The organism is Acidithiobacillus caldus ATCC 51756 (assembly GCF_000175575.2).
GTDB classification, from domain to species: domain Bacteria; phylum Pseudomonadota; class Gammaproteobacteria; order Acidithiobacillales; family Acidithiobacillaceae; genus Acidithiobacillus_A; species Acidithiobacillus_A caldus.
The window spans coordinates 2,708,601-2,734,693 of the sequence record NZ_CP005986.1; the positions used below are offsets into that span (position 1 = coordinate 2,708,601).

Here is a 26,093-nt window from a genome sequence, read left to right on the forward strand (position 1 = left end):
GGCTCCGCCCATAGCAATGGCGTCCCTTGACAGGCCCCAATCCCCTGCTAAGGTGAGGCATTGCCCACGCACCATCGGCAGGAAATGTCCCGCACCAGCTCCGTAACGCCCCTGCGCATTGGCACACGCGCCAGTCCCCTTGCCCTTTGGCAAGCCGAGCACGTGCGCGCCGGCCTGCTGCGCGCCCATCCCGAAATACCGGTAGAGATCGTGCCCATGACCACGCAGGGGGATCGCATGCTCGCCGTCCCGCTCCACGAGATCGGCGGCAAGGGACTGTTCGTCAAGGAGATCGAGGCGGCCCTGCTCGAGGGCACGGTGGACCTTGCGGTGCATTCCATGAAGGACGTCCCGGCACAGCAGCCGGAGGGCCTGGAGATTGCGGCCATACTGGCGCGGGAGGATGTGCGCGACGCCTGGGTGTCCAATACCTTCGCAAGACCCGAAGATCTTCCCCAGGGCGGTCGGGTGGGGAGCTCCAGCCTGCGTCGGCGTGCCCAGCTCCTGCATCGGCTGCCGCAGACGGTCGTGCTGGATCTGCGTGGCAATGTCGCCACGCGCCTGCGCAAGCTGGATGCCGGTGACTACGACGGTATCGTGCTTGCGGCGGCCGGTCTCAAGCGCCTGGGACTCCTGGAGCGTATCCGCCACTATCTGGAGCCTGAACTTTCGCTCCCGGCCGTGGGTCAAGGCGCCATCGGTGTGGAGATCCGCAGCGACGATGCGCGTACGCGCACCTTGCTCAAGCCCCTGAACGATCCTACGACGAGCCGTTGCGTGGGTGCCGAGCGCCACATGAATCGTCTCCTGGGCGGCGACTGCCGCCTGCCCGTCGCGGCCCTGGCCGAAGCCGACGGAACCGGGCTGCGCCTGCGCGGTCTGGTGGCAAGCCCGGACGGGCGAGAGCTCCTGCGGGCAGAGGCAGTGGGTAGCCTTGCACACAGTGTGGGCGAGCAGGTTGCCCAGGCGCTCCTGGCCCAGGGAGCACAGCACATCATCGATGAGGTGAAACGGGCATGAGAGAGCTTCTGCGCGGCAAGGGCATCGTCGTCACCCGACCAAAGGAACAGTCCGGCGAACTCATCGCCCTGCTGGAAGCGGCTGGCGCACTTCCCATCCCCTTCCCGGCCATCCGTATCGAGGCGCCGGAGAACTGGCAATCCCTGGATGCCGCCCTGACCGATCTGGCGCGCTTCCAGTGGGCGATCTTCAGCAGCCGCAACGCCGTCCAGTTTGCCTTGAGCCGCCTGCAGGCGCTGGCGCGGCAGTGGCCCGCGTCCACCCGCATCGCTGCCGTTGGTCGGGAGACCGCGCGCGCCCTGAAGGATTTCGGCCTCGGCGTCGATCTGGTACCAGAACGTTTCAGTTCCGAGGGGCTGCTGGAACATCCCGCCCTGCTCGAGGTGCGGGGGGAGCGGATCGCCCTCTTCGCCGGTGATCAAGGACGGGAGCTTTTGGAACGTACCCTGGGTGAGCGCGGCGCTCTGGTGGAAAAGGTCTACTGTTACCGACGCAGTGTGCCCGGCGCCAATCCCACGCCACTTCTGCACGCCTGGGCTCGGGGTGAACTGCAGGCCGTGACGGTCACGAGTCCGGAGATCTTCAACAACTTCTACCAGATGGTCGGGGGTCTCGGGCAGCGTTGGCTCAAGACCACGCCCATCGTCGCCATCAGCCCCCTGACGGCCGAAGCCATTACGGCCAAGGGGCTGCCCGCGCCCTGGGTGGCTCCAGAGGCGAGTAACCAGGGTTTACTGCAGGCCCTGCAGGACTGGGCCGCGCACACGGAGGGTTCGGGAAAATGACCGCCACTTTACCCATTCCACCCCACTTCGCCCTGCGCCACCAGCCGCGGCGGCTGCGCCGTCGCGCAGCCATGCGTGCCATGCTGCGCGAGACCCAATTGCAGGCCAGCGACTTCCTCTTGCCGATCTTCTTGGTGGAGGGTACGGGTGTTCGTGAGGAAATAGCCTCCATGCCCGGAGTTTTCCGCCACAGTATCGACTCCTGCCTGCAACTGTGCGGCGAAGCGGTTGCCCGACGAATCCCCGGGGTTCTGCTCTTTGGTGTCGTCGCCGCGCAGTGCAAGGACGCCAGTGGATCTGCCTCCTGGGACAGCAATGGTCTGGTGCAACGTGCCACTCGCGCCATCCGCGAACACTACCCGGATCTGCTGGTGATTGCCGACGCCTGTTTTTGCGAATATACCGACCATGGGCACTGCGGGGTACTCGCCCCCGATGGCGATCGCGACGATCCAGCCACCCTGGAGAATTTGCAGAGACAGGCCCTGTCCTATGCCGAGGCCGGCGTCGACGTCATCGCCCCCTCGGGCATGGTGGACGGCATGGTCCTCGCCATTCGCGAGGCCCTGGATGCAGCCCGCTACGAGCGCGTCGCCGTACTCTCCTACGCCATAAAGTACGCCAGCGCCTTTTATGGCCCCTTCCGCGACGCAGCGGACAGCGCCCCAAGCTTCGGCGACCGCCGAGCCTACCAGATGGATCCCGCCAATCGCCGGGAGGCCTTTCGGGAACTCGCCCTCGACCTCGAGGAAGGTGCGGACATGGTCATGGTCAAGCCCGCCATGCCTTACCTCGACATACTCCGGGACGTGCGCGAGCGCTGCGATTTCCCGGTCCTGGCTTATCAGGTTTCCGGCGAGTACAGCATGCTGCGTGCCGCTGCCGCGGCCGGCGCCCTCGAACTCCAACGCAGCGTCCTGGAGTCCTTGCTGGCCATCAAACGTGCCGGCGCCGATGCCATCATCAGCTACTTTGCCATCGAGGTCGCAGACTGGCTGGACTGAGCCCTTACCGTGGCTACGGCCGCTCCTTGGACGTCTGCCACCGTGACGGTGTGACGCCGCCGTGAAGCGGCAGGCTCGCGGCAGGCGAGGATTCCTGCGGGATCTGCGGGCCCGTGCCCCGTGGTCTGCGTACTTTGGCCTGAGCGCCAGAGATCTGGATCGACTCTTTCCTTGGCTGCTCTTGTCAAGCCTCGGCCTTGGCGGCATCTTCCTCTTCGTCCGGGACGTGGGACTGCTGCACGTGCCGCGCGTGCCGCCCATTTCTTCCTACGTTCAGATAGACCTGGTCTCCGCACCCGCTGAAGCGACAGGCACGCCTGCTTTGCCCATGCCGACGCGCGGGCCGGGCCTCCCCGTGGTGCGGGCCCCCGCAACGCGAGCCCCCAGCACGGCGCAATCCGATCCCAAAGCGCAGCTCGCCGCCTATCTGCTGGCCTGGGAGCGACGGGTGGCCGAGGTCGCCGGGGCCAGCCTCGCCGGGCACAGCATACCTCAGGGTCGGCTGATCGTGGCCATCACCATCGATCCCACTGGGCAACTGCGTCGGGTGGAGATCCTGCGCGGTCAACAGCACCGCGATCTCGTCCTGGCTGTGGAAAGCATCCTGCAACAGGCAGCACCCTTCCCCCCCCTGCCACCATCGTGGCAGCACCCGCCGCAGGAACTGCGCATCGTGCGCACCTGGAACTTCGAGTAACGCAGGACGCCCGATACAGCCCGAATCGACCTCCCCTCACCCTTGGCCCGCACCCAGAACCTAGGGCAGGGCCGCCGACCAGGCCAAGGCATCCAGGCTCAAACCTCCCAGAATGCCGGGCGGGATGCCCAGACGTCCACAGAGTTCCTGAGCGATCTCCTCGTCCTGGCGTTCCGTGGCCTCCACCAGGGCGAGAATCTGACCATCCTCCCCACGCCGCGTCAACAATGCATCGCGCAGAGTGTCGGGCAGATGCAGTTCCTGCAGCAGGTCGGTCATGGGCTGATCCACGAGCGCGTCCAGCAGGGACAGCATACCCACGAGGAAGCTGCGATGCAGTGCCGCGGGATGCTGGTCGAGTGTAACGGAGTGCTCCCGGAGGATTTCGGCGAGTCGGGCGCGTGTGCTGGCCTGCAGCGCCAGGGAGGCTTTTGCCGGCCCTTGATTGGTGAACATCAGCAGGGTGAGCCAACGCTGTAGGGGCTGACGCCCCAGCAGAACGAGCGCGCGGCGGATGCTGTCGATGTCCTCACCGCGGCGCAGACCCGCAGAATTGAGATAGCGCAGCAACTGGTACGACAGGGCAGGATCGCGGCGGAACCCTTCCTCGATTTCCGCCAGCGGCCCTTCGGCAGCAAGTAGATTGAGGAGGTGAAACACCACCCGTTGCTGGCTGGTCAGTTTTTTGCCGGAGACGATTTCCGGGCGCATGAAGTAATAGCCCTGGGCATAATCAAAGCCGGCCTCAAAACACTGTTGCGCCAGCACCCGAGTCTCCACCCGGGTTGCCACGGTCGCCAGGTGCGCGGTGACACCACCGCCCCGCCGGATGAGGGTGAGGGCTCGCTGCCAGTCTGCCGGAGCGGTCTCGTACAGATCGATCTTCACATAATCCATCAACGGCAGGAGGGCCAACTGCCAGGACACGCCAGAAAAGCGATCCAGGGCAAGGCGAAAGCCGTGTTTTTTGAGGGCAAGGATCTTATCGAGAAATTCCTTGCCCGGTGCCACCGCCAAGGTGAATTCCGGGACGATCTGTCGCGCCGGAAACAGTTCGAGGCTTTTTTCATCAAACAGCCCGTCGGTGAAATTCACGAAAGCCGGTTTGCCGCCAAGCAGGGAGTCCACGGGGAACCAGCTGAAGGCCTTGACCAGAACCCGGGCCGAGGCCAGAAAGGGATCGGCCAGAATCGTTTCGCTATCGCGTGCGAAGAGCTCATAGGCGATGATCTCACCCTGGCGGCCAAGGATGGCTTGTCGGGCAATGCGTTCGGTACCGGAGAGCGCTGTATCCTCGGATATTTCGGGCAGCTTTGACATCGTGGAAGGATAATTGGACTCAGGTGCAGTGAGGTGAGCGGCGCCACAGACTCCGTGGCGGAATGCGGACACGATGGGAGATGGTCAAAAAAGTCCGGGATGTCAAGGTTCGGCTTTCGGCGCAGCCAAGGCCTCGCGCTCCAGGGCCTCGAGGCTTCGGGCACTGCTCTCGACCGCAAAACGGGCCGTGATGACGCGCCCAAGCCATGCCACCGCCGCCACCCCCGTGAGGAGCAACGGGACACCCAGGTGCTGCTCCAGGATCGGAAAAAGGACGGCCGAGAAAACCGCACCCAGGCGCGAAACGGAAGTGGCGAGGCCGGCCACGCTCGCCCGCCACTCCGTGGGAAAAATCTCTACGGCAAGGGCAAAGATGGTCACCGCCGGCCCCAGCCCAAGGCCAAGGGCATAAAGTGTACTCCCAAGGAAAAGGACTGCCACCGAAGGCAGGGCAACACCGAGGGCGAAGATGACAAGACCCGCGGCCATCAGCGCAAAACCTTTTTTCTGCAGGGGGATACGACCGACCCAATCGATGCGCGGCAGGATGTGGACGATGGCGGCAGCAGTCACCAGTTCGAAGAGGAGATTGATCCCTGCGGCCGCCGTATCGCTGCTGGCCACCTGGGTACTGCGCAGCACGCTCGGGAGGTAAAGCGCAATCCCGAGACTCACCACGTCCAGGCAAAACCAGGGGAGGATGCCGAGGGTCAGGCGACGGCGCCATACCCGTCTCTGCCACAACGGCGCCAGCGGCATGCGTTGGACGCCAAATTCGCGCAGGCGGTCGCGCAGAGCGTCTCCGTCCAGGGCCGGTTCGAGTTCGCGCAGGGCATGCGCCGCCGCTTCCGGCCGACCTTGCCGCAGTAACCAGCGGGGTGACTCGGGAAGGCGGCGGCGCAGCCACAGAAGGCCCAGCGCCGGCACCACCGCACTGGCCAACATCCAGCGCCAGGAATCCGTTCCCAGGGACAACAACGCCAAGCCCAAAGCGGTGGAAAAGATGGCACCACCAAACCAGGCCAGATTGACCCAGGCAAAGCCGCGACCACGGCTCGCCGTAGCACTGTATTCGGCAACGATGGTGGCCACCAGAGGATAATCGAGACCGATGGCAAGACCCGTAATGAAACGGCCGAGGAGCAAGGTTCCAAGGTCCGGACTGAGGGCACTGACCAGCGCCCCGAGCAAATACAGCGCGACATTGGGAAGCAGCAGACGCTGGCGACCAAAACGGTCCGTCACCCACCCACCCGCGAGACCGCCCACCAGAGAGCCCAGCAGGGCCATGGCCATGAGGGTGCCCACATCCGCTGGGGATGGCTGCCATTGCTGCGTCAGGGGCAGCAGGGCAATGGCGAGAATGCTGAGATCAAAGCCATCCAGAAACATGCCCAGAGTGGCCGCCCACAAGGCCCGGGTATGCTTTCCCCGCACTGGCGCCCTCATCCTCGGCCCTCAGCTGCCTACGGCAAGCCAGATACCCCAGAATTGCAGGGCGGTACCTGCCAGAACGAAGAGGTGCCAGATACCGTGAAAATAGCGTCGCGCATCCATCACAAAGAAAACCACACCAGCCGTGTACGCCAGCCCACCCGCCCCGAGATACCACAGAGAAAGGCTGGGAGCCGCCCGATAGAGAGGGCCAAGCGCCAGCAGAATGAGCCAGCCCATGAGGAGATACCACCACAGGGACAAGCCCGCAAAACGCTCGCGAAAACGCCACAGGAGCAGGGTGCCGGCGAGGGCCAGCAGCCACTCCACGACAAAAAGCCCCCAACCGAGAGGCCCGCGCAGCATCAGGAGACTCACCGGCGTATAGGTGCCGGCAATGAGACCGTAGATGGCGGTGCGGTCCAGCAGCTGCAGGCGCGCTTTCTGCGGCCCGCTGCTCCAGGCGTGATAAAGGAGGGAGCTCAGATAGAGCAGGGCCGCGGTGACCAAAAAGAGGCCCAGGGCCAGAAGCGCCCGCGTCGACAGTACCGACCAGTTGGGCACGATCAGTGCGGCAAAGGCGGCCAGCGCCAGTCCCACACCCGCACCGTGGGACACGGCGTTGACCTGCTCTTCCCTGGTGGATTGCTCCCGCATCGCCGTACCCCCGTCGCCCTGTCCACCGCGGTTATATCAGCCGCTGGACATCGAGGCAATCGGCCTTGAGTCCAACGGTGTACGCAACTATCGCCGCGGGGCGGGCAATGGCATCGGGGTGGCACAGCCAGTGTAGCCCCCGTAGTTTGCGATGACTTGCCGCCGGCTGGACCCGAAGGCGTCGGCCGTGTACACCTGTGGGGGTCGAGGAGGATGGGGTGTTTGGGCTCTTGACTCTACAGTGCTTTGTAGGATTGAAAATACGACCGTGGTGGGCTGTGTGGAGCACGACATGAGCGAAGAAAACCTGGAGCGGCTGGACATTGGCGTTCGCGGCATGACCTGCGCCTCCTGCAGCAGCCGCGTGGAGCGGGCCTTGGGACGCCTTCCCGGTGTGCAGTCGGCGCAGGTGAACCTGGCCACGGAGCGCGCCGAAGTACATTTCAGCCCCGGTCAACAGTCCGCCTCCGCCCTGGTGGCTGCGGTCCAGGCCAGCGGTTATGAGCCCATGGTGGAGGAGGCGGAGATTGCGGTGGGCGGGATGACCTGCGCGTCCTGCGTCGGACGGGTCGAACGCGCCTTGCGCCGCCAGCCGGGGATCCTGGAAGCCAGCGTGAATCTGGCCACCGAAAAAGCCGTGGTGCGCTATCTACCCACCATGATCCAAGGCGCAGATATGCTCGCCGCCATCCGCAAGGCGGGATACACGGCAAGCCTGGCCAGTGCGGCCGCTGGCCAGGGTGCCGCCCGGCGCCCCGGGAGGGAGACCACGGCACGATCCCTGTGGCTGGCCGTGGGGACAGCGCTCATCGTGCTCTTTCTTGCCATGGTGCCGCCCTGGTGGCCGAGTCTGCAGCAGTTCATGAACTCTGTCCAACCCTTCCCTGGGGCCTGGGACTGGCTGCAGATGCTCCTGACGACCTTTGTCCTGTTCGGTCCGGGGCGGCGTTTTTTTCGTGCCGGTTGGGTCGCGTATCGTCACCTCGCTCCGGACATGAATGCCCTGGTGGCCACGGGAACCGGGGCCGCCTGGCTCTATAGCTTGCTCGTGCTGCTCGTCCCGTCGATCTTTCCGGAGGCAGCGCGGCATGTCTATTTCGATTCTGCCGCCGTCGTGATCGCCGCCATCCTCGTCGGTAAATATCTCGAGGCAGCGGCCAAGGACCGCAGTGCCGCGGCCATTGCCCAGCTGGCCCGACTACAGGTCCGCAGCGCCGCGCTCCTGGACGAGACCGGCCAGACCCACGAGATTCCCATTGCCGAACTACAGCCCGGGCAGCGGGTGCTGGTGCGTCCCGGCGAGCGCATCCCCGTGGACGGACGGGTGCTGGAGGGTCGAGCCGAGGTGGACGAGGCCATGCTAACCGGTGAACCGTTGCCGCAAAATCGCCGACCGGGCGACAGCGTGGTGGGCGGCACCCTGTGTCGCGACGGTCGCCTGATCATCGAGGTCTCGGCGCGGGCCGGCGATACCGTTCTCGCCCAGATCATCCGCCTGGTGGAGAATGCCCAGGGCGGCAAACTGCCTATCCAGGGTCTTGCGGATCGGGTTGTGCGGGTCTTCACACCGCTGGTGCTGCTCACCGCCGCCCTCAGCTTTGGCGCCTGGCTGACGCTGACGGGTGATCTCAGTCAGGCATTGGTCGCCGCGGTGGCCGTGCTGGTGGTCGCCTGTCCCTGCGCCATGGGCCTTGCGACTCCGGCGGCCGTGCTCGTCGGTACCGGACGAGCGGCGGAGCTGGGGGTGCTGTTCCGTTCCGGCGAGGCTGTGGAGCACCTGGCTCGCGCCGATACCCTGATCTTTGACAAGACCGGCACCTTGACCACCGGTCGTCCAAGGCTCGTGGCCATTCACGGGGCGGACCCAGATCGTGCCCTGACGCTTGCGGCAGCGGCAGAGCAGGGCTCGGAACACCCTCTGGGACAGGCCCTGCTGGAGGCGGCGCAGGAACGGCGCTTGCACCTGCCACCACTCCAGGACTTTCAAGCCCTGCCCGGTCTCGGCCTACGGGCGCGGGTGGAGAACCGTGACGTGGTGCTGGGCTCCGCCGAGTTCCTGCGCAGCGAGGGCATTACCGTGGACGAGGAAAATGGGCAGACGGTCGCAGAAGCAGAGGCCCAGGGTGCCATCCATCTGGCAGTGGACCGGCAATTCTGGGGCACCTTCCGCTTTGCCGACCCGCTGCGCCCGGAAGCGGCCCGCGTGGTGGAGGCACTCCGTCGCCGCGGCTTCGTACTCTGGATGATCACCGGAGATGCGGCAGGCACGGCAAGCAAGGTGGCCCGTGATGTGGGTATCGAACACTGGTACGCGGGGGTCCTACCCCAGGACAAGGCGAAGTACCTGCGGGAGCTGCGTGGTGCTGGCAAGAAGATCGCTTTCGTCGGGGACGGCATCAACGACGCCCCCGCCCTGGCCACGGCCGATGTCGGCATTGCCCTGGCCAGTGCTACGGACATAGCCCGGGCGGCGGCCGATGTGACCCTGACCCATGGACGACTGGAGGCCGTGGTGACTGCCGTCGATCTGGCTCGTCGCACTCTGGCTGTCATCCGGGGAAATCTGTTCTGGGCCTTCTTCTACAATGTCCTCCTGATTCCCGTGGCGGCAGGGCTTGCGGCACCCTGGGGGCTTACCCTGAATCCCATAGCGGCGGGAGTGGCCATGGCCCTGTCCTCGGTCTTCGTCCTCAGCAATAGCCTGCGGCTGCGGCGGCTGCCGCCTTTCCCGGAGGTGCGCCCGGCGGCGAATAGCCCGCCCGCAAGGACCCTGGAGCGGTATCCGTAGCGAGGCCAAGGCGCGATACTGGTATTTTTGACCCGACTATCTTTGACCCGACTAGAGGAGGTAATCGTGCAAACACTGCATTTGAACATCCGTGGCATGACCTGCAGCCATTGTGTGCGCGCGGTGCGTGAGGCCCTCGAGGCCGTCCCCGGCGTGCATCGGGCCGAGGTCAGCCTCAAGCCATCCCAAGCCACCGTGCAGGGGGATGTCGACCCCAAGGCCTTACTGGCCGCCGTGGAAGCCGAGGGATACCACGCCGAGATCCAGCCCTGAACCACGTCCGGTCATCGCTGCGGGCCATGCGCGCCGCTGCGGTTCAGGAGCTGGGTGGGACGATCTGCAGGGCCTCGCCCCAGCGACTGTAGGTGATGGACTCCGTGAGTTGGTAGGGAATACCCGCCTGGGCCGCGGTCTCCAGGAGGTGGGCGGCACACAGGTAATGGGGCGCGGTGGCGGCCACCCAGAGGTCGCCCGAGGCCTGCTGTATCGTTCCCAGTTGCAGCGCTTGGGCGTGGCGCGAAAGGCTGGCGACCCCGGCAGGGCTCAGGGTAAAGGTGTAGCCAATACATTCCTGGCCATCCATGGGACGCGCGGGCAAGCTTTGCACAGCCCCGAGATAGGGCTCCAGATCCTGCCAGGGAATGGCCTTGGGAATCCGAATGCTGGCCGATTCCTCCCGGAAGGGACCGCCGGGAGGAGTGGTTCGATACCAGACGCGGTTTCCCAGAGTGATGCTCTGGGCCTGCAGGGTGACGCCCGGCAGAGGCTGCAGACGGGCCTCGACGGAACCGATTTTCCGCGCGAGGTCCACGGCTCCCGAGGATTCTGCCGAAATGGGCAGCATGGAAGAGCGAACCACCAGGTGAAAGTGGTACGGCGTATCCATGGCCAACTGGATGGCATCCGCCAACACGGGCGGAATGACCGCCGTCGCCGGAGCGTCGGATGACGTCGCCCCCGCCGCCCCGGCGGAGAGCGGTGCAGACAGCCAGAGGCTAGCGGCGAGCAGCGAGAGGAGGTGGAAAGCTCGGTTCACGAAGACTGCCCTCCAAACTCAGGATGCCAAAACCGGATTCAGGGACGCGGCCCACCATGCGGCCCCATGAAACCGCCCCCATCGCCCGGCCCGTGTTCACCGGGTCCATGCCCGTCCGGCCCAAATCCGTGGGGTCCGTGTCCCTGTCCATGGGGCCCAGGACCACCGGGATGGGGGCCACCACCGGGATGCGGACCACCCCCAGGACGCGGTCCCTCACCTGGACCACCACGCGGTCCCCCCGGGCCACGGAAGTCCCGATCCCCGGGGTGACCTTCCCGCTCATGGCCGTGAAATCCAGGGCCGCGCTCCGCCGGCCCAGTAAACTGGAGTCCCCGCTCGTGCCCAGCCCACAGCCATCGGCCCGGCGGCGGTCGATACCGCCCCGGTGGCGCCGGTGGTGGCGGGGCCACACCAAGGACGCGAAAGAAACGGTCCGGCGGCGGTGGCGGCGGCGGTGCGCCGTAGGGCGGTGGCGGTGGCGGTGCCGCGTAATAGCGATAATACAGTTGCGGATAGTACTGCCAGATCACGTACTGGGCATACAGCGGCGCCGGATAATAGACGGCATAGCCCGGCGGCGGCGCAAGGTAGACGTACTGCGGAAAGTTGGAAAAGCCAAGGCTGTAGCCTGGCCCCCCCAGGTTCAGTTGCAACTGAACCTCGGCCGAGGCCGGCGGAACCCCCGCCGCAGCAAGGACGGCCAGTGCCCCGGCCCACAGCAGCGATTTTCTTGGATGCATCCCTTCCTCTCTAGTCCCGATATCGGGCGGCAGTCGATGGGCATCAGCAGCATTTTTCATGCCAGAACCCGTCCAGCTCCAGTTCAGTCGTCCCTGCGCGGTGCAGGCCCGCAGGTTCACGCCCCTGACCCACACCAATGCGGGCGGGCCAGACCCGAGTGGGATGCACGGGGCGAAAAAATGTCGTCCGGAAGCGACAGAAAACTCCCCAGCTGCGGAGCGAACAACTAAAAACCACTTTTACATCAGGATGATATCGTACTGTTCCTGGGTGTAGGTCTGTTCTGCCTGCACCCGGATGGGACGGCCGATGAACTCCTCCAGCGCCGCAAGGCTCGTGCTCTCCTCATCCAGCAGTTTGTCGGCCACCTTCACCGAGGCTAATACCACAAAGCGCTCGGCAGGATAGGCCCGGGTCTCGCGGACGATCTCCCGCAGGATTTCGTAGCAGATGGTTTCGGCGGTCTTCATGAATCCGCGTCCGTGGCAGTAAGGACAGGGCTCGCAGAGAATCTGGCGCAGGCTCTCGCGGGTACGCTTGCGGGTCATCTCCACAAGGCCCAGGGCGGAAATCTGGGTGATACTGCAGCGCGTGTGGTCGCTTTGCAGGGCCTTTTCCAGGGCACGGTGCACCCGTCGCTTGTGCTCCTCGTCCTCCATGTCGATGAAGTCGATGATGATCATCCCGCCAATGTTCCGCAGCCGCAGTTGCCGGGCGATGGCCGCCGCTGCCTCTAGATTGGTTTTGAGGATGGTTTCTTCCTGATTACGTCGACCGACGAAGGCGCCGGTATTGACGTCCACGGTGGTCAGGGCCTCCGTCTGATCGATGATGAGGTAGGCCCCGGACTTGAGTGTGACGCGGCTCTGCAGGGCACGCTCGATTTCGTCTTCGACGTTATACAGGTCAAAGAGCGGGCGGTCCCCGGCATAGTGCTCGATGCGCTCCACCACCTCCGGAATCACCTCGGCACAGAACTGGCGCGCGGCTTCAAAGGTCTCGCGGCTGTCGATGCGAACGCGCTGAATGTCATCGGACATCACGTCGCGCATGACGCGCAGGGCGAGGTTGAGGTCCTGGTGAATGAGCTGGGGAGCGCGTGCGCTGGCGACCTGCTCGTGCACGCTTTGCCAGAGCCTCCCCAGAAAATCCAGGTCGCTGGCGAAGTCTTCGGCCTCGGTCCCCTCGGCCAGGGTGCGGATGATATAGCCACCATCCTCATCGGCAGGAATCATCGCCTTCAGAATTCCCTTCAAACGCTCGCGTTCCCCGGGGTCCTCGATCCGGCTGGACACGCCCAGGCGCGGAACGTACGGCATGTAGACCAGATAGCGGCCCGGCAGGGTGATGCGGGTGGACAGTCGCGCTCCTTTGCTGCCCACGGGATCCTTGATGACCTGCACCACCACCTCCTGGCCCTCGTGCAACAGTGTGGCGACACTGCGCACCTCGTGGGCCATGTCGGCGCGGGTCTCCAGATCCGTATCGCCGTTATCCATCTCCTCGTCCTGAATATCGCCTGCGTGCAGGAAGGCGGTACGCTCCAGGCCGATATCGATGAAGGCGGCCTGCATGCCCGGCAGCACCCGCCGTACCACCCCCTTGTAGATATTCCCGACCAGCCCCCGATGGCTGCTGCGCTCGATCTGCACTTCCTGAAGCACCCCATTGTCCACCAGTGCCACGCGAATCTCTTGGGGGGTGACGTTGATCAACAGCTCTTCACTCATGTCGATCTCGCAAAAAGGGAGGTGGGAGTCCCGCGGCACCCAACAGCTCCGCCGTCTCGAAAAGGGGCAAGCCCATGACACCGCTGTAAGAGCCGCGCAGACTGCGCACGAAACTCGCGCCCAAACCCTGAATACCGTAGCCGCCGGCCTTATCAAAGGGCTCGGCGCTGGTCCAGTAGGCCGTCACCTCGGCGCTGCTGAGGGGACGCAGCCAGACTGCGCTGCGACTCAGGCAACGATACCACTGCCGACCGTCGTATACGGCAACGGCCGTCAGTACCCCATGCCAACGGCCGCCGAGGGCCGCATACATGCACCGCGCCGCGTCCAGATCGCGCGGTTTGCCAAAAACCTGCCCGTCCACCACCACCACGGTATCCGCGCCCAGGACGATGCCCCCTTGAAGCTCTCGCCAAGCCGCCGCGGCTTTTTCCTGCGCCAGCCGCCGAACCAGGGACTGCGGTCGTTCCAGCGGGCGGGGGGTTTCGTCTATGGCGGCAGCCCGCACCTGTGGGTCGTAGCCCAGCTGCCGCAACAGTTCGAGCCGCCGCGAAGAGGCCGAGGCCAGGGTCAGAATGGGCGTGCCGAGCGCGTCAGGGCTGGGCACCGAGGCCTACGAGCAGCAATTCAGCCGTCCCCGCTGGCACCCCCGCGCCGCTGGCCAAGGCCAGTCGCTGATCGGGAATCCCGTTCTGACGCAGCGCACGCAGAATGACCTCGGCCTGCCGGGTAGCGGCATTGGTCCCCTCGGGCTGGGGAGACACCCGCACCAGGATCTCACTGGCGCTGCTCGCCCGCAGGCTGTTCGCGAGGGATCGCAAACGCTGCAGGCCATTGGCCGTGAGCTGATGACTGGATGGGGCGAAGAGCTGGGCAACGGGCATCTGCAGTCGGAGCCCGTCCTTGCCGGCGCTGACCTGGGCGTATTGACCCAGTCCAGCGGGGATGCCCGGGACCGCAGGGCTCGGACTGGACGCGGTACTGGGTGCCGACGGTGCTTGCTTGGACAATTCCTCGAGGCGCTGCTGCTCCTGGCGCAGGATCTGCTTCTGCTGCGCAATCTCCTGCTGCAGACGCTGGCTCTGGGCACCGCTGGCGGTCTGCTGCGCCAGCTGCTGACGCAGACGCGCGTACTCATCCTGAAGGTGCTGACTTTGGCTTTGCAGCTTTTGCAGCTCGCGCCGCAGCGTAGCGATGTTCTGGCCCTGCTGGTCATTGTCCCGTTCGATGCGGATGCCCTCCAGCTGTGCCGCAAAGATGGCCCGGTCCACGGCAAAGAGCGCCGGATTGACCTGATCACTGGTCATCTGCTGTAGGGTCGAGCGCAGGGGGGCGAGGCGGTCGGCCGGTACTTGCTGCTGTTCGAGTTGCGCCAGGGCGCGCATATCGCTCTGCAGCTCTTGAGTCGTACGGAGGTCTGCCTGGACCAGCACGGGGCAGATGAGCAGTGCCGTGCCCAGGGTGAAGGTGCCGAGAACTTTCATGGTGTGGTATCCCCCAATTGCTTACGGGTAGCCGCGACCTTTTGCTGCAGTTCCGCCACGCGCTGCTGCTCCTCGCGAATCTGACGCTTGAGCTGCTGTTCCTCGGCGCGGCCAGGCGCGCCGTCGAGGCGCGCCTGAACGTTGTCCAGGAGCAACTTGGCCAGCTGGGTCTGACGATCGGCATAGAGGTAATCGCCACGGGCATCGGCCGCGCGCGCCGCCGCCAGTGCCCGCTGGGCGGGCACCAACTCCGCCGGCTTGACCTGGGGAGACAGGGAAAAGATGTGCGCCCGCCCCTCCTGCACGGCGATGGCGTTGTTTGTCACCTGTGCCGGCGTGGGGGTCACCATCTGGGCACAAGCGGCGAGGCTCAGCAGGCTCGCCAGGAACGCTCCGCGCCCCAGCAGGCCGAGTGTCGAGATCTTCACCACAGCATCACTCCTTTTCACCTCGATGATAGGGGAGTCCGGCCTGAATGCTCCAAGCCCGGTACCATTGCTCGGCCAGAACGACACGCACCACCGGGTGCGCCAGGGTCAGGGGCGACAGGGACCAGCGCCAACTGGGCGCGAGCCCCGGATCCAGGCCGTCGGGTCCACCTATCCAGAATACCAGATCCTGCCCCCGTTCCCGCCAGTCCTCCAGTCGCTGGGCCAGCTCCTCACTGCCCAAGGCACGGCCACGAACATCCAGCGCAATCACCTCGGCACCCTGGGGAGTCGCCGCCCGTAGCCTGCGCCCTTCCTCGGCACGCCAGCGCGCCACGCTGCCGCCGGGCCGGCGGCTCGCCAGAGGCAAGGACTGCCACATGGGCCGCAGCGGCGGCGGAATCCGCGCCGAGTACTCCGCTACGGCCTCCTGCACCCAACGGGGCATTCGAGTACCCAGAGCCAGAACCTGAACCCGCATGGGCCGTTAGCGCCCGTCCTGCTCCCGCGTTCGCGGCAGGTCACCCCAGAGGCGCTCCAGCTGATAAAAGTCGCGCGTCTCGGGACGCATGAGGTGTACCACGACGTCACCCAGATCCACCAACAGCCAGTCGCCGCCGGCCCCGCCCTCGGTACCCAGCGGCCGTACTCCCCGCCCCCGCAAGGCCTCCACCACCGCCTCCGAAAGCGCCCGCAACTGGCGATCCGAGGTGCCGGAAGCGATGACCAGATAGTCGGTGATATCGGTCTGGCAACGGACATCGATGGTCTCTATGGACTGGCCCTTGTGCTCATCCAGGGCATGCACGACCAGATCACGCACTTCTTCAGCGGTTGGCAATGGCCAGAATCCTCATTCAGGGGCTGCAGTACAGCCGTTCCGCCACAATATATTCCAGGACGGCGTCGGGCAACAGAAAAGCGGCGCTGCGACCCTCCGCAAGCAGGCTGCGGATGCGGGTGGCCGAAATCTCCAGGGCGCTGACATTGAAGAAGGCGATCTTGCCCGCGCGCTCGCGCCGCAGGGCCGCGAGATCGTCACAGCGTCGCCGATACAGGGCCTGGCGCAGCGCCTCCGGCAGCTCGGCCGCCGGCCATCCCGGCCGACCGGTGACGACGAGGTGAGCGAGATCGAGAATCGCCTCCCACTCGCGCCAGGTATCGAAGCGCAGAAAGGCATCCATACCGATGACCATGGACAGCGAGGCCGCACCGTGTGTCTCGCGCAGGTGGCGTAGGGTATCGACGGTGTAGGAGGGGCCGTCCCGCTCCACCTCGAAGCTACAGACCTCCAACTGCGGGTATCGGCTCACGGCCCGCCGTACCATTTCCAGACGATGACGAGCCGGCGCCCAGGGGCTTTGCCGGTGCGGCGGGCTGCCGGCCGGGATCAAGAGCGCCTTGGGCAGGCCGAGGGCCTCCCGAACCTCTTCCAGGGCACGCAGATGACCGTAGTGCACCGGATCAAAGGTGCCGCCGAGGATGACCAGGTCATGCTTCATGGGGGCACTATAGTCCATGGCCGGAGTCCGTGGAAAGGTGCCGCGACCAGGGAAAGGGCTGGGCGCGGCGTAGGACGTCCTTGATAACTGCAACTAAGTTGCATATATTCCGCACGACCACTCCGCGCGTCCCTGGGGAGCTTGACCGGTAAGTCTATTTATTGAATGATAATGATTCGCATTTATATTATTTGGAGAGATTGTCCATGCGTCGTATACCCCTCTGTGCGCTGCTGAGCACCATGCTTGCTTCCAGCGCCGTTTTCGCCACCCCGGCGGATCGAGGACAGGGTCCCGTGGAGCAGGTCCCGGGCATCGCCAGCAAGCTCCTGCCCGGCTACAACCGCCTGAACGATGGCTGGTCCTGGGCTGGTCATCTGGATGCCGAGAGCTACAGCAATCTCGCCGGCGGCGCGGCCCAAGGGAGCACGGCCAATCTGCTCGGGCAATTGGGTGGCCGTCTCGACACCGGTCGTGCCGGCCTCTGGCCCGGGGGACAGTTCACGCTCAGCGGAATTGGCATCCTTGCCGGCGCCGATCCAGAGGGCTATAGCGCCGCCTTACAGACACCAAGCAATATCTACGCGCCCTCAGAACTGCGCCTCTACGAGCTCAGCTTTCGCCAGCAGCTCGGGGCTGGAGTGCAGCTGCGTCTGGGCTATGACGACATCAACCACTACTTTGGCGTGGTCGGTCCCGCCGAAAATCTGGTGAACAGTGCCTTTGGCTTCACGCCGACCATCACGGAGAATGTGCCCGGCAACGGCAGTTACCCCTACAGTGCCCTTGGAGCCATGCTGGGGGTGCACGGCGATATCTGGGGATCCAAGCTCGGTATATTTCAGGGCGATGCCCAGCACCAGTTCACCCACACCTTTGCCCGCGGCTATCTGGCGCTGTGGGAAGGTGGGCTGCGCTGGGGGGACGCGGAGCCGGACGAGGACAGTGGCTATGTCGTGAAAGTGGGGGCCTGGCACTACCAGCAACCCCATCCCGACCTGCCGGGGCTCAGTCCAAGCACCTCCGGCGTCTACACCGTATGGGAGGCGCGCCGGGAGCTGGACCGGGGGCGCCGTCTCGGACTGTTTCTGCAAGGAGGGGCGGCACCGCAATCCGTCAATCCCGTGCCCTGGCAGCTGGCGCTGGGCCTGCGCCTGGAGCAGCCCTTTCTCGGACGGCCCGGCGATAGCCTCAGTCTGGGCATGACCCGATCCTGGCTGCGCAGCGCGGTGCTGCAGGCGGATGAGGAGCTCCCCGCAGGCACCGTGCATCCCGCCGAAATGGCCTATGAACTGACCTATGTGGCGCAACTGCGTCCACATCTTAGCATTCAGCCGGATATCCAGTTCATCCATCGCCCCCAGGGAGTCTATCCCGACGCCACGGCGGCCCTGCTGCGCGTGCACCTCGAGTTCTTCTGAGACCCTTGACAGGGGTGGGACTTCATCCATAATGCAACTCACTTGCACTTTAAGGAGTAACCCCATGGTCCTGCGCGGCCTCATCCCTTCCCTCCGGCGCATCCTGAGCAGCGCCCAGGCGCTGTCGTGGTTTGGCCTCGCTCTCTGTCTTGGTCTCGCTACACCGGCCCTTGCGCAGCCCGTTCACGCCGTCGGCGCCGAGAATGAATACGCCGACGTCATTGCCCAGATCGGCGGACCCTACGTTACGGTGCGCGCCATCGAGAGCAACCCCAATACCGATCCGCACAGTTTCGAGGCGAGCCCATCGGTGGCCCGAGAACTGGCCAAGGCACGTCTCGTGGTTCGTAATGGCCTCGGCTACGACGATTGGGCAGGCAAGATCCTGGCGGCCAATCCCGCCCCCGGGCGGCAGGTGATCGTGGTGCAGGAACTGCTGGGCTTACCGCGGAATACCCCCAACCCGCACCTCTGGTACCGACCCGATACCATGCCCAAGGTCGCCCAGGCGGTGGCTGAGGCCCTGAGCCGGCTCGATCCGGCCCATGCCGCTTACTTTGCGGCGCGGGTCAGGGCGTTTGACCGGTCGCTGCAGCCGTGGTTCTCCGCCATCGCCGAGTTCAAGGCCCGCTACGGCGGTACCCCCGTCGCCGTGACGGAGCCCGTGGCAGACTATCTTCTCGAGGCAGCGGGCTGCCGAATCCAGACCCCCTGGGCCCTGCAGGCAGCCATCATGAATGGAACCGATCCGGCACCCCAGGATGTGAGCTACCAGAACCGCCTGCTCGATCGCCGCGAGGTCAAGGTGTTCCTGTACAACCAGCAGGTGACGGATCCCCTCACCCGATCCTTCCTAGATCGCGCGCGTCAGCACGGTATCCCCGTGGTGGGCGTGTACGAGACCATGCCGGCGGGCTACCAGTACCAGAGCTGGATGCTCGCCGAGACCCGGGCACTGATGGCGGCTGTGGCCCAGGGGCGGTCCACTACGGTGTTGCACTGAGGCAGCGCCGCGGCGCGTGGACTGGCGCTGGGCTTTTGTCATAATGCCGCCATGTTTGCCTCGACTTCCGCGCCTTCACCAAGCCTTGGGCAGCGTTTCACTGCCGGCACCGCCGTGGCGCTCATGCACCTTTCCGCGCGCCTGCCGCGGCGGGCGCGCCTCGGTCTTGCCCACCGGCTGGGGGACCTTGCCTGGGTACTGGTACCGCGGGCGCGCCGGGTCGCCCGCCGCAATCTGGAGATTGCCTTTCCGGAGTACACCACGGTGCAACGGCGGCGGCTCTTGCGAGCGCATTTTCATGCCCTGGGCGAGGCGCTCCTGGAGCTCGGGCCACTCTGGCTGTGGCCGCTGCCGCGCGCCCTCGGTCTCATCCGCGAGGTAAAGGGAGCGGAGGCCGTGGATGCCGCCCTGGCCACCGGCAAGGGGGTAGTGCTGTTCACCGCCCATCTGGGCTCCTGGGAGGCGGCGGTGCAGTACATTGGCCAACGCTGGCCGGTGACGGTGCTCTACATGGCCACCCGTAACCCGCTGATCAATGACCACCTCGTGACCGGCAGGTCCCGCAGCGGCGCCCGCCTGGTGGCCAAGGAAGGCGGCATCCGACCTTTACTCCAGGCCCTGCAGCGCAGTGAGATCGTCGGCATCCTGCCCGATCAGAACGTTGACCCGCGGGAGGGCGTCTTTGCCCCCTTCTTTGGCCGTCCGGCCTGTACCACGCCGTTGCTGGGGCGCCTGGCGGACCGGCGGCAGAGCGCCGTCTTTGGTCTTTTCGCCTACCGCCTGGAGGGGGGCGCGGGTTTCCGACTGGAGATCCTGCCCATGCCCGAGGGTTTTCCCAGTGGCGACCCAGAGGCCGATGCGACGGCCATGAACGCCGTACTGGAGGGCGCCATACGCCAGGCGCCGGCTCAGTACTGGTGGGTACATCGACGCTACAAGGACCCCGCTCCCGGCTGGGACTACCCCTACGGTTGACCCCGTCGCCCCCCTTGAAAAGCTCCACGACCATCCCCAGTTTCCGGGTGTGGTTGGGTTTTTCAGGAAAGGAGATGAACCATGAGCGAGGACAACAAGGTAGTCAGTGCCCCGGCGAGGGCCGTGGACCCGGTGGAACAGCTCTTCGATGCCATGCTGCCCGGGTTCTTCCGGCCCGTGAATCTGTCCGCGGGAATGAGTCGCCCCAATGTGGCGCACATCGACGTCATCGACCGCGACAATGAGATCGTCATCAAGGCGGAAGTGGCGGGTGTCGACAAGGATCATCTGGACATCCAGGTCCACGGCAACCAGGTCTACATCAGTGGCAACAAGACCGAGGAAGTGGAAAAAGGCGAGGGCAAGTACATCTACCGCGAGCGTCGGTACGGCGATTTCTCGCGCACCATTCAACTTCCGGTGGACGTGGATGCTGCCCAGACCCGCGCCGTCTACAAAGATGGCGTTCTCGAACTGACCCTGCCCAAGGCGGAATCTGCCAAGCGTCGCCGGATCACCGTCGAATAAGGCAATACCGGGCAGCAAACCAGGCCCGAGCGTCCGAGTGTATGGGCGCCCGGGCCTTTGCTTTGGTCATTTGCCGATACAGAACTGGGAGAAGATCGCTCCCAGGATCTCTTCCACGTCCATGGCACCGGTGACCGTAGCGAGGCTCGCGCCGGCAGCGCGTAGGCATTCCGCAAGGAGTTCCTCGTTGCCCATGGACAGGGCCGTCGCTGCCTCGGTCAAGGCATTGCCACACTCCTCCAGGGCGTGAACGTGGCGATTGCGGGCACTGAAGGGAGCCGCTTCCACTGCCCCCAGACTCCGTTGCAACTCCATGCGCAGCGCGTCCAGTCCGGCCCCGGTGCGGGCGGAGACGACCAGCTGCGGCCGGGGCTCCGGCAACACCGGCGCCTTTGCCACCAGATCCCCTTTGTTCCAGACGATGGTCAGGCGTTGCGAGTCCAACTCGGCAAGGATGCGGGCGTCGTCGCTTTTCCAACCGGCAGCGGCATCGGCTACCAGCAGTACCCATTGGCTGCTGGCGACGGTGGCGCGACTGCGGCGAATGCCCTCGCGTTCCACCGGATCCGCACTGTCCTGCAGGCCGGCGGTGTCCACTAACTCCACCGTCAAGCCGCCGATCTGCAGCTCCTCGCGGACGAGATCGCGCGTCGTACCCGCTATCGCCGTGACGATGGCGCTTTCGCGCCCGGCCAGCGCATTGAGCAAGCTGGACTTGCCAACATTGGGACGGCCGATCAGGGCAACGCGAGCACCCCGGGCAAGGCGTGCCCCCTGACGAGCCTGCTGCAACAGGGATTCGAGGCGGCGCTGGCTCGTCTTCAGGGCCTGCTCCAGCGCGTCGCGGTGGGCGCTCCCAAGATCCTCCTCACTGAAATCGAGGCCAGCCTCGCACAGCGCCAGTACTTGCAGGATGGCCTCGCGCAGTTCGTTGATCTTCTCCGAAAAACGGCCTTCGAGGCTAGCCAGGGCGGCGCGGGCCTGGCTCTCGCTCTGGGCATGGATGAGATCGGCGAGTCCTTCGGCCTGGGCAAGATCCATGCGGCCATTGAGAAAGGCACGCTCACTGAACTCCCCCGGACGGGCGTCACGCGCACCCAGGCGCCGGGCACTCTGCTGCAGAAGCTGGAGGACGAGGGGGCTACCGTGGCCCTGTAGTTCAACGACGTCTTCGCCGGTGAAGCTATTGGGGGCGGGAAAATAGAGGACGATCCCCTGATCCAGGGCGCCTCCACGATCGTCGTAGAAACGTTGCAGGTAGGCGCGGCGCGGCTCCCAGGGACGCTGCCGCCGGCAGAGGGCGCGGGCAATGGCCAGCGCCCTGGGTCCCGACAGACGCAAGATACCCACTCCCGCCTCCCCCATGGCTGTCGCGGGGGCCACGATGGTGTCCCCCAGACGGTAGTCCAAGGCCATGGGCACGCTTCCTCAGACTTCCTTCATCACGTGGCGGGTGATGAGATACTGCTGGGCGATGGAGACCACGTTATTGGTCAACCAGTACAGCACCAGGCCCGCCGGGAAGAAGGAGAAGAAAATTGCGAAAATCACCGGCAGCGCCGAAAGGATCTTTTTCTGCATGGGATCCATGGGCGCCGGGTTGAGGCGCTGCTGGATGAACATGGAAACTCCCATCAGCAAGGGCAGGATGTAGTAGGGGTCTGGTGCCGCCAGATCGTGAATCCAAAGCACGAAGGGGGCCATGCGCAGCGATACGCTCTCCACCAGCACCCAGTAGAGGGCAATGAACACCGGCATCTGGATGACAATGGGCAGACAGCCGGCCATGGGGTTGACCTTCTCGCTGCGGTAGAGCTCCATCATGGCCGCCCCCATCTTCTGGCGGTCCTCACCGTACTGCTTCTTGATCTGCTCCAGCTTTGGCTGCAGCTTGCGCATGTTGGCCATGGAGCGGTAGCTGATGGCCGAGGGGTAGAAAAAGAGGATCTTCACCGCCAGAACCAGGAGCACGATGGCCAGGCCCCAGTTACCGGTCCAGCTGTGGAACCAGCTCAGGACTCCGTGCATGGGTTCGGCAATGATGGCGAACCAGCCATAGTCCACGGTCTGCTCCAACCCACGACCGAGGCTCGAGAGCGTTTTCTGTTCCTTGGGGCCAAGGTAGAGATCCTGCTCGATGGTCGTGCTCTGTCCCGGAGCCAGGCGCGGCAGCGCCACGGCCACCCCAGCGACGGAATTCGGTCCCTCGGCTCGGGCATAGATCTGGCCGGTGGCCTTGGGCTCGGGGAGAATCGCTTCCAGAAAATAGTGATCGGTCATACCGGCCCAACCGGAACCACTCCAGTCCTCCGGGTGACTGCGCAGGTCCGAAAAGGATTTCTCCGAGAAGCTGCCGTTGTGCATGAGCACGGCACCGGTAAAGATGGACATGAACCAGTGGCTCTCACTGCGATCGTTGCGCAGGATCTGGTCGAGATAACTGCCGTTCCAGTCCGAGCTACCGCCATTGGTGACTCGGACGGTCTCGTGGATGAGGTAGCTGTCCGGTGCAAATTCCAGAGTTTTCTCGATACGCAGGGGGCCCGCCTCGCCCTGGAAAATCAGGGTATGGCCGGTATCCTGCAGCAAGCGATAGCGTCCCTGCAGGATCTGCCCATCGAGGGCGCGAAAACCACTCTGCTGCAGGGTGAGACGTGCGCTCTCTGGGGTCAGGATCGGATAGGGCGCCTTGTCGCTGCTGCTGGTGGGATAGTGTTTGAGGCCGAGGTGGACGATATCGCCACCGAGCAGGCTAACGGACCCCTGGTACACCTGGGTGGCAAAGGGAACACTCGGCGCTGCCGCAAGTTCCGCTGGACTCGCGAGGCCCGACGTCACGGTGCCGGACAGGGTCGCCGCCGCGCTGGTGCTGGGCGCCGTAGCCGTCGCCGAGGTCGGAGCGGGTGCGGGCTTGGCCGTGGCGCTCTGGGTGACGGCGGTGGGGGCGGCGGCAGGATGCGTGGGCTTGGGCGCCATCCACTGCTCGTAGAGCACGAGGACAATGATGGAGAGCACGACGGCAAGGAGGGTTCTTTGCGTATCCATGGGGCTCCACAGCTTCAGGGAACGGGGTCGAAGCCACCCGGATGCCAGGGATGACAGCGACCAAGACGTTTGATGCCCATCCACGAACCCCGCAGCAGTCCGTAACGGGCGATGGCCTCACAGGCGTACTCGGAACAGCTGGGATGAAAACGGCAATTACTGCCGAGAAAGGGGCTCAGGAGCAGCTGGTACGCACGGATGAGCAGGATCGCCCCGCGCCGCAGCCACACCATCAAGGGCGCAGCACCGCATCGACGCGCATCGACAGGGTTTGATAGCTGCCCTGGGCGCTCGCAGGCTTTGCCACCACCATGAGATCCTTACCCTGATCGCGCCAGGGAGACTGGCGAAAGGCCTCCCGCAACCGCCGTTTGACCCTATTGCGCAGCACCGCGTTGCCGACCTTGCGACTGACCGCCAAGCCAAGGCGGGCGAAGCCTCGATCGTTGGCGAGGACGTAGCAGGCGAGCTCCGGAAAGCTGCGCTTACGGCCTTCGCTCAAGGTACGCCGAATCTCTGCCTTGTGCCGCAGACGGTAGCGGCGTTCGAAACCGTGGGGCTGCGCCTTCGCCGTCACGGGCAGAGACGGGCACGACCCTTGGCACGTCGACGCTTCAGCACCAGACGACCGGCCTTGGTCGCCATACGCGCGCGGAAACCGTGGGTGCGCTTGCGGTGAACGACGCTGGGTTGGAAAGTACGCTTCATGGGGCTTTATCCTGGTTCTCTCAAGAGCCGAGAAGATAAGGAGATGATCCCTCGATGTCAAGCCGCCGCAGGCCTTTGCCGTGGCCAGGAAACAAGGCTCCCGGTCTGCGCTGGTTGGCCAGCACTCGGATCCTCGGGCTATAATGCCGCGGTCTAATGTGCAAGGGTGTGGAGTGTGGCAGCGGGCGACCTCATCGAAATTGAACAGCTGCGCTTTTCCCGTGGCAGTCATCGCGTGCTGGACGGCATCGATCTACGGGTGCCGAGGGGTGCCGTGGCCGCCATTCTGGGTGCCAGTGGTGGCGGCAAGACGACCCTGCTGAACCTCATTGCCGGCACCCTCCGCCCCGATGCCGGCCGAGTTCGGGTGCAGGGCCAGGAACCGTCAAAACTGGATCGGGCCGGGCTCTTCGCCCTGCGCCGCAGCATGGGCATGCTCTTTCAGCACAGTGCCCTGTTCACCGATCTCTCGGTCTTTGAGAATGTCGCCTTTCCCTTGCGCCGGCATTTCCGGCTGCCCGAGAGCCTGCTACGCAAGTTGGTCCTGATGAAGCTCGAGGCCGTCGGGCTGCGGGGCGCCGCGGAGCTTGGGCCGGGCGAACTCTCCGGCGGCATGGGCCGGCGGGTCGCCCTGGCGCGGGCAGTGGTCATGGATCCCATCCTCATCCTCTACGACGAGCCTTTCACGGGCCTCGATCCCATCAGCGTCGGTATCATCGCCACCCTCATCCGCCGCCTCAACGATGCCCTGGGCGCCACCAGCATCGTCGTCAGTCACGACATCGATGAGACCTTCGCCATTGCCGACCTTGGCTTCATCCTCGGCGGTGGCAAGATCATTGCGCACGGAACACCCGCGGAGCTGCGCGCCAGCGACTCGCCGCTGGCGCAGCAGTTCCTCAGCGGGCGACCGGATGGGCCGGTGCCCTTCCATTACCCGAGTAACCAGAGCTTTCTGGAGGTCATGGGTCTAGGAAAACTGGGGGGGGTGCGGCCGTGACCGCCCTGGAGTTCATTCCGGAGCTCGGTCGAGTGGTGCGCGAGAGCGTGCCACGGCTCGGTGCCGCCAGCCGTTTTCTGCTACTGGGTCTCGGCCGGGTGGTGCATCGCCACTTCAGCATCCAGCAATGGCTGCGCCAGGTCTACGGATTTGGGGTACTGTCCCTGGCACTGATGGTCGTGGCCGCCTTTTTCACCGGCATGGTGCTCGGCTTTCAGGGGTACTACGCGCTGGTACGCTTCGGTGCCACCTCCGCCCTGGGGACCCTGGTCGCCCTGTCCCTGCTGCGGGAACTGGGTCCGGTCCTGACGGCACTGCTCTTTGCCGGACGCGCCGGCTCGGCCTTGACGGCGGAAATCGCCACCATGAAGGCTACGGAGCAATTGTCGGCCATGGAAATGATGGCCGTCGATCCCTTGGCCTGGGTAGTCTCCCCGCGTTTGTGGGCTGCCGTGTTCACGGTCCCCATCCTGTGCGTGATCTTCGATCTGGTGGGCATTTTTGGCGGCTACCTCATTGCCGTTCCGGTATTGGGCGTGGACAGCGGGACCTTCTGGTCGCAAATGCAGTCCAACGTGTCCTTCCGCGGCGATATACTCAACGGCCTGTTCAAGGCCCTGTGTTTTGGGCTCGTGGTGGCCTGGATTGCCGCTTGGCAGGGCTACAGCGCCAAACCCACCGCCGAGGGGGTAGGTAACGCCACCACCCGCAGTGTGGTGGCGGCGTCCCTGGCGGTACTGGGCTTGGATTTCATTTTGACGGCCTTACTCTTTTCATGACGGGT

29 protein-coding genes are annotated in these 26,093 nt (G+C 65.0%); 12 read left to right on the plus strand and 17 right to left on the minus strand.

Features of this window, described 5'->3' with window-relative positions; all coding sequences use genetic code 11:
* The first annotated feature begins 84 nt into the window (after positions 1-84).
* The 4 genes from hemC (at position 85) to ACAty_RS13280 (ending at position 3,506) form a co-directional block, all read left to right on the plus strand.
* The gene (hemC, locus tag ACAty_RS13265; protein ID WP_038472366.1) at positions 85-1,020 is read left to right on the plus strand and encodes a hydroxymethylbilane synthase; all 936 of its coding nucleotides are present in this window, start codon (positions 85-87) and stop codon (positions 1,018-1,020) included.
* The gene (locus ACAty_RS13270) at positions 1,017-1,805 is read left to right on the plus strand and encodes a uroporphyrinogen-III synthase (protein WP_004869410.1); all 789 of its coding nucleotides are present in this window, start codon (positions 1,017-1,019) and stop codon (positions 1,803-1,805) included. Before hemC ends, ACAty_RS13270 begins: the two co-directional genes overlap by 4 nt.
* Positions 1,802-2,809, plus strand: a complete 1,008-nt coding sequence (gene hemB, locus ACAty_RS13275; RefSeq protein ID WP_004869413.1) for a porphobilinogen synthase — start codon at positions 1,802-1,804, stop codon at positions 2,807-2,809. Before ACAty_RS13270 ends, hemB begins: the two co-directional genes overlap by 4 nt.
* A gap of 61 nt (positions 2,810-2,870) precedes the next feature.
* Positions 2,871-3,506: an energy transducer TonB gene (locus ACAty_RS13280; protein ID WP_004869416.1), complete on the plus strand. Its 636-nt coding sequence runs from the start codon at positions 2,871-2,873 to the stop codon at positions 3,504-3,506.
* Positions 3,507-3,566: 60 nt separating this feature from the next.
* Here ACAty_RS13280 and ACAty_RS13285 read toward each other — a convergent pair whose 3' ends face one another.
* From ACAty_RS13285 to trhA, 3 genes are all read right to left on the minus strand, one after another.
* Positions 3,567-4,826: an EAL and HDOD domain-containing protein gene (locus tag ACAty_RS13285; RefSeq protein WP_004869419.1), complete on the minus strand. Its 1,260-nt coding sequence runs from the start codon at positions 4,824-4,826 to the stop codon at positions 3,567-3,569.
* 102 nt (positions 4,827-4,928) lie between these two features.
* Positions 4,929-6,263 carry an MFS transporter gene (locus tag ACAty_RS13290; RefSeq protein ID WP_004869422.1) on the minus strand — a complete coding sequence of 445 codons (1,335 nt, stop codon included), beginning with the start codon at positions 6,261-6,263 and terminating at the stop codon, positions 4,929-4,931.
* Between the two features lie 21 nt (positions 6,264-6,284).
* Positions 6,285-6,917 carry a PAQR family membrane homeostasis protein TrhA gene (trhA, locus tag ACAty_RS13295; protein ID WP_004869425.1) on the minus strand — a complete coding sequence of 211 codons (633 nt, stop codon included), beginning with the start codon at positions 6,915-6,917 and terminating at the stop codon, positions 6,285-6,287.
* 292 nt (positions 6,918-7,209) lie between these two features.
* On the opposite strand from trhA, the gene ACAty_RS13300 reads away from it, so the two are divergent.
* Together ACAty_RS13300 and ACAty_RS13305 are read left to right on the plus strand one after the other, a co-directional pair.
* Entirely contained in the window at positions 7,210-9,705 is a 2,496-nt protein-coding gene (locus ACAty_RS13300; protein WP_004869429.1) for a heavy metal translocating P-type ATPase, read from the plus strand.
* A 66-nt stretch (positions 9,706-9,771) separates the two neighbouring features.
* Positions 9,772-9,978 carry a CopZ family metallochaperone gene (locus ACAty_RS13305; RefSeq protein WP_004869430.1) on the plus strand — a complete coding sequence of 69 codons (207 nt, stop codon included), beginning with the start codon at positions 9,772-9,774 and terminating at the stop codon, positions 9,976-9,978.
* Between the two features lie 43 nt (positions 9,979-10,021).
* Here ACAty_RS13305 and ACAty_RS13310 read toward each other — a convergent pair whose 3' ends face one another.
* From ACAty_RS13310 to nadD, 9 genes are all read right to left on the minus strand, one after another.
* On the minus strand, positions 10,022-10,741 hold the full coding sequence (locus ACAty_RS13310; RefSeq protein ID WP_004869433.1) for a hypothetical protein: 720 nt from the start codon (positions 10,739-10,741) through the stop codon (positions 10,022-10,024).
* 38 nt (positions 10,742-10,779) lie between these two features.
* The gene (locus ACAty_RS16650) at positions 10,780-11,484 is read right to left on the minus strand and encodes a hypothetical protein (protein ID WP_004869434.1); all 705 of its coding nucleotides are present in this window, start codon (positions 11,482-11,484) and stop codon (positions 10,780-10,782) included.
* A 240-nt stretch (positions 11,485-11,724) separates the two neighbouring features.
* Positions 11,725-13,215 carry a ribonuclease G gene (gene rng, locus ACAty_RS13320; protein WP_014003604.1) on the minus strand — a complete coding sequence of 497 codons (1,491 nt, stop codon included), beginning with the start codon at positions 13,213-13,215 and terminating at the stop codon, positions 11,725-11,727.
* Positions 13,208-13,822: a Maf family protein gene (locus ACAty_RS13325; protein ID WP_004869436.1), complete on the minus strand. Its 615-nt coding sequence runs from the start codon at positions 13,820-13,822 to the stop codon at positions 13,208-13,210. The genes rng and ACAty_RS13325 overlap by 8 nt, the downstream gene beginning before the upstream one ends.
* Positions 13,809-14,699 carry a coiled-coil domain-containing protein gene (locus tag ACAty_RS13330; RefSeq protein WP_014003605.1) on the minus strand — a complete coding sequence of 297 codons (891 nt, stop codon included), beginning with the start codon at positions 14,697-14,699 and terminating at the stop codon, positions 13,809-13,811. Before ACAty_RS13330 ends, ACAty_RS13325 begins: the two co-directional genes overlap by 14 nt.
* Positions 14,696-15,127, minus strand: a complete 432-nt coding sequence (locus ACAty_RS13335) for a hypothetical protein (protein ID WP_226047572.1) — start codon at positions 15,125-15,127, stop codon at positions 14,696-14,698. The genes ACAty_RS13330 and ACAty_RS13335 overlap by 4 nt, the downstream gene beginning before the upstream one ends.
* A 7-nt stretch (positions 15,128-15,134) precedes the next feature.
* Positions 15,135-15,608: a 23S rRNA (pseudouridine(1915)-N(3))-methyltransferase RlmH gene (rlmH, locus tag ACAty_RS13340; protein ID WP_004873273.1), complete on the minus strand. Its 474-nt coding sequence runs from the start codon at positions 15,606-15,608 to the stop codon at positions 15,135-15,137.
* 6 nt (positions 15,609-15,614) lie between these two features.
* Positions 15,615-15,968 carry a ribosome silencing factor gene (rsfS, locus tag ACAty_RS13345; protein ID WP_004873274.1) on the minus strand — a complete coding sequence of 118 codons (354 nt, stop codon included), beginning with the start codon at positions 15,966-15,968 and terminating at the stop codon, positions 15,615-15,617.
* 16 nt (positions 15,969-15,984) lie between these two features.
* Positions 15,985-16,647, minus strand: coding sequence for a nicotinate-nucleotide adenylyltransferase (gene nadD / locus ACAty_RS13350; RefSeq protein ID WP_004873275.1), 663 nt, complete (start codon positions 16,645-16,647; stop codon positions 15,985-15,987).
* 188 nt (positions 16,648-16,835) lie between these two features.
* On the opposite strand from nadD, the gene ACAty_RS13355 reads away from it, so the two are divergent.
* The 4 genes from ACAty_RS13355 (at position 16,836) to ACAty_RS13370 (ending at position 20,556) form a co-directional block, all read left to right on the plus strand.
* Complete coding sequence (locus ACAty_RS13355; protein ID WP_004873276.1) at positions 16,836-18,050, plus strand: carbohydrate porin; 1,215 nt, start codon at positions 16,836-16,838, stop codon at positions 18,048-18,050.
* 64 nt (positions 18,051-18,114) lie between these two features.
* The gene (locus tag ACAty_RS13360; RefSeq protein ID WP_014003609.1) at positions 18,115-19,053 is read left to right on the plus strand and encodes a metal ABC transporter solute-binding protein, Zn/Mn family; all 939 of its coding nucleotides are present in this window, start codon (positions 18,115-18,117) and stop codon (positions 19,051-19,053) included.
* A gap of 51 nt (positions 19,054-19,104) precedes the next feature.
* Positions 19,105-20,028 carry a lysophospholipid acyltransferase family protein gene (locus ACAty_RS13365; protein WP_004869455.1) on the plus strand — a complete coding sequence of 308 codons (924 nt, stop codon included), beginning with the start codon at positions 19,105-19,107 and terminating at the stop codon, positions 20,026-20,028.
* 81 nt (positions 20,029-20,109) lie between these two features.
* Complete coding sequence (locus tag ACAty_RS13370) at positions 20,110-20,556, plus strand: Hsp20/alpha crystallin family protein (protein ID WP_004869457.1); 447 nt, start codon at positions 20,110-20,112, stop codon at positions 20,554-20,556.
* A gap of 66 nt (positions 20,557-20,622) precedes the next feature.
* On the opposite strand, the gene mnmE is transcribed toward ACAty_RS13370, so the two are convergent.
* Genes mnmE through rpmH form a run of 5 tightly spaced genes read right to left on the minus strand, consistent with a single transcriptional unit; the run spans position 20,623 to position 24,309 of the window.
* Positions 20,623-21,972, minus strand: a complete 1,350-nt coding sequence (gene mnmE / locus ACAty_RS13375; RefSeq protein WP_004869458.1) for a tRNA uridine-5-carboxymethylaminomethyl(34) synthesis GTPase MnmE — start codon at positions 21,970-21,972, stop codon at positions 20,623-20,625.
* A gap of 12 nt (positions 21,973-21,984) precedes the next feature.
* The gene (gene yidC / locus ACAty_RS13380) at positions 21,985-23,601 is read right to left on the minus strand and encodes a membrane protein insertase YidC (protein WP_004869461.1); all 1,617 of its coding nucleotides are present in this window, start codon (positions 23,599-23,601) and stop codon (positions 21,985-21,987) included.
* Positions 23,602-23,615: 14 nt separating this feature from the next.
* Positions 23,616-23,834 (minus strand): membrane protein insertion efficiency factor YidD, encoded by a 219-nt coding sequence (yidD, locus tag ACAty_RS13385; RefSeq protein WP_004869464.1) that lies wholly within the window; start codon positions 23,832-23,834, stop codon positions 23,616-23,618.
* Positions 23,834-24,178 carry a ribonuclease P protein component gene (gene rnpA, locus ACAty_RS13390; RefSeq protein WP_004869466.1) on the minus strand — a complete coding sequence of 115 codons (345 nt, stop codon included), beginning with the start codon at positions 24,176-24,178 and terminating at the stop codon, positions 23,834-23,836. The genes yidD and rnpA overlap by 1 nt, the downstream gene beginning before the upstream one ends.
* Positions 24,175-24,309: a 50S ribosomal protein L34 gene (rpmH, locus tag ACAty_RS13395; protein WP_004869469.1), complete on the minus strand. Its 135-nt coding sequence runs from the start codon at positions 24,307-24,309 to the stop codon at positions 24,175-24,177. Before rpmH ends, rnpA begins: the two co-directional genes overlap by 4 nt.
* Before the next feature lie 175 nt (positions 24,310-24,484).
* On the opposite strand from rpmH, the gene ACAty_RS13400 reads away from it, so the two are divergent.
* Positions 24,485-25,309 carry an ABC transporter ATP-binding protein gene (locus ACAty_RS13400; RefSeq protein ID WP_266098592.1) on the plus strand — a complete coding sequence of 275 codons (825 nt, stop codon included), beginning with the start codon at positions 24,485-24,487 and terminating at the stop codon, positions 25,307-25,309.
* Positions 25,306-26,088, plus strand: a complete 783-nt coding sequence (gene mlaE, locus ACAty_RS13405) for a lipid asymmetry maintenance ABC transporter permease subunit MlaE (RefSeq protein ID WP_004869475.1) — start codon at positions 25,306-25,308, stop codon at positions 26,086-26,088. Before ACAty_RS13400 ends, mlaE begins: the two co-directional genes overlap by 4 nt.
* Positions 26,089-26,093 lie beyond the last annotated feature (5 nt).

What these genes read in the sequence shown, in the direction of transcription:
- hemB (WP_004869413.1), top strand. Translation starts at nt 1,802, where the DNA reads ATGACCGCCACTTTACCCATTCCACCCCACTTCGCCCTGCGCCACCAG.
- ACAty_RS13270 (WP_004869410.1), top strand. Translation starts at nt 1,017, where the DNA reads ATGAGAGAGCTTCTGCGCGGCAAGGGCATCGTCGTCACCCGACCAAAG.
- yidC (WP_004869461.1), bottom strand. Translation starts at nt 23,601, where the DNA reads ATGGATACGCAAAGAACCCTCCTTGCCGTCGTGCTCTCCATCATTGTC.
- rng (WP_014003604.1), bottom strand. Translation starts at nt 13,215, where the DNA reads ATGAGTGAAGAGCTGTTGATCAACGTCACCCCCCAAGAGATTCGCGTG.
- ACAty_RS16650 (WP_004869434.1), bottom strand. Translation starts at nt 11,484, where the DNA reads ATGCATCCAAGAAAATCGCTGCTGTGGGCCGGGGCACTGGCCGTCCTT.
- ACAty_RS13360 (WP_014003609.1), top strand. Translation starts at nt 18,115, where the DNA reads ATGGTCCTGCGCGGCCTCATCCCTTCCCTCCGGCGCATCCTGAGCAGC.
- rlmH (WP_004873273.1), bottom strand. Translation starts at nt 15,608, where the DNA reads ATGCGGGTTCAGGTTCTGGCTCTGGGTACTCGAATGCCCCGTTGGGTG.
- ACAty_RS13330 (WP_014003605.1), bottom strand. Translation starts at nt 14,699, where the DNA reads ATGAAAGTTCTCGGCACCTTCACCCTGGGCACGGCACTGCTCATCTGC.
- ACAty_RS13300 (WP_004869429.1), top strand. Translation starts at nt 7,210, where the DNA reads ATGAGCGAAGAAAACCTGGAGCGGCTGGACATTGGCGTTCGCGGCATG.
- ACAty_RS13285 (WP_004869419.1), bottom strand. Translation starts at nt 4,826, where the DNA reads ATGTCAAAGCTGCCCGAAATATCCGAGGATACAGCGCTCTCCGGTACC.
- ACAty_RS13365 (WP_004869455.1), top strand. Translation starts at nt 19,105, where the DNA reads ATGTTTGCCTCGACTTCCGCGCCTTCACCAAGCCTTGGGCAGCGTTTC.
- yidD (WP_004869464.1), bottom strand. Translation starts at nt 23,834, where the DNA reads ATGGTGTGGCTGCGGCGCGGGGCGATCCTGCTCATCCGTGCGTACCAG.
- ACAty_RS13370 (WP_004869457.1), top strand. Translation starts at nt 20,110, where the DNA reads ATGAGCGAGGACAACAAGGTAGTCAGTGCCCCGGCGAGGGCCGTGGAC.
- ACAty_RS13355 (WP_004873276.1), top strand. Translation starts at nt 16,836, where the DNA reads ATGCGTCGTATACCCCTCTGTGCGCTGCTGAGCACCATGCTTGCTTCC.
- rpmH (WP_004869469.1), bottom strand. Translation starts at nt 24,309, where the DNA reads ATGAAGCGTACTTTCCAACCCAGCGTCGTTCACCGCAAGCGCACCCAC.
- nadD (WP_004873275.1), bottom strand. Translation starts at nt 16,647, where the DNA reads ATGGACTATAGTGCCCCCATGAAGCATGACCTGGTCATCCTCGGCGGC.
- hemC (WP_038472366.1), top strand. Translation starts at nt 85, where the DNA reads ATGTCCCGCACCAGCTCCGTAACGCCCCTGCGCATTGGCACACGCGCC.
- trhA (WP_004869425.1), bottom strand. Translation starts at nt 6,917, where the DNA reads ATGCGGGAGCAATCCACCAGGGAAGAGCAGGTCAACGCCGTGTCCCAC.
- mnmE (WP_004869458.1), bottom strand. Translation starts at nt 21,972, where the DNA reads ATGGCCTTGGACTACCGTCTGGGGGACACCATCGTGGCCCCCGCGACA.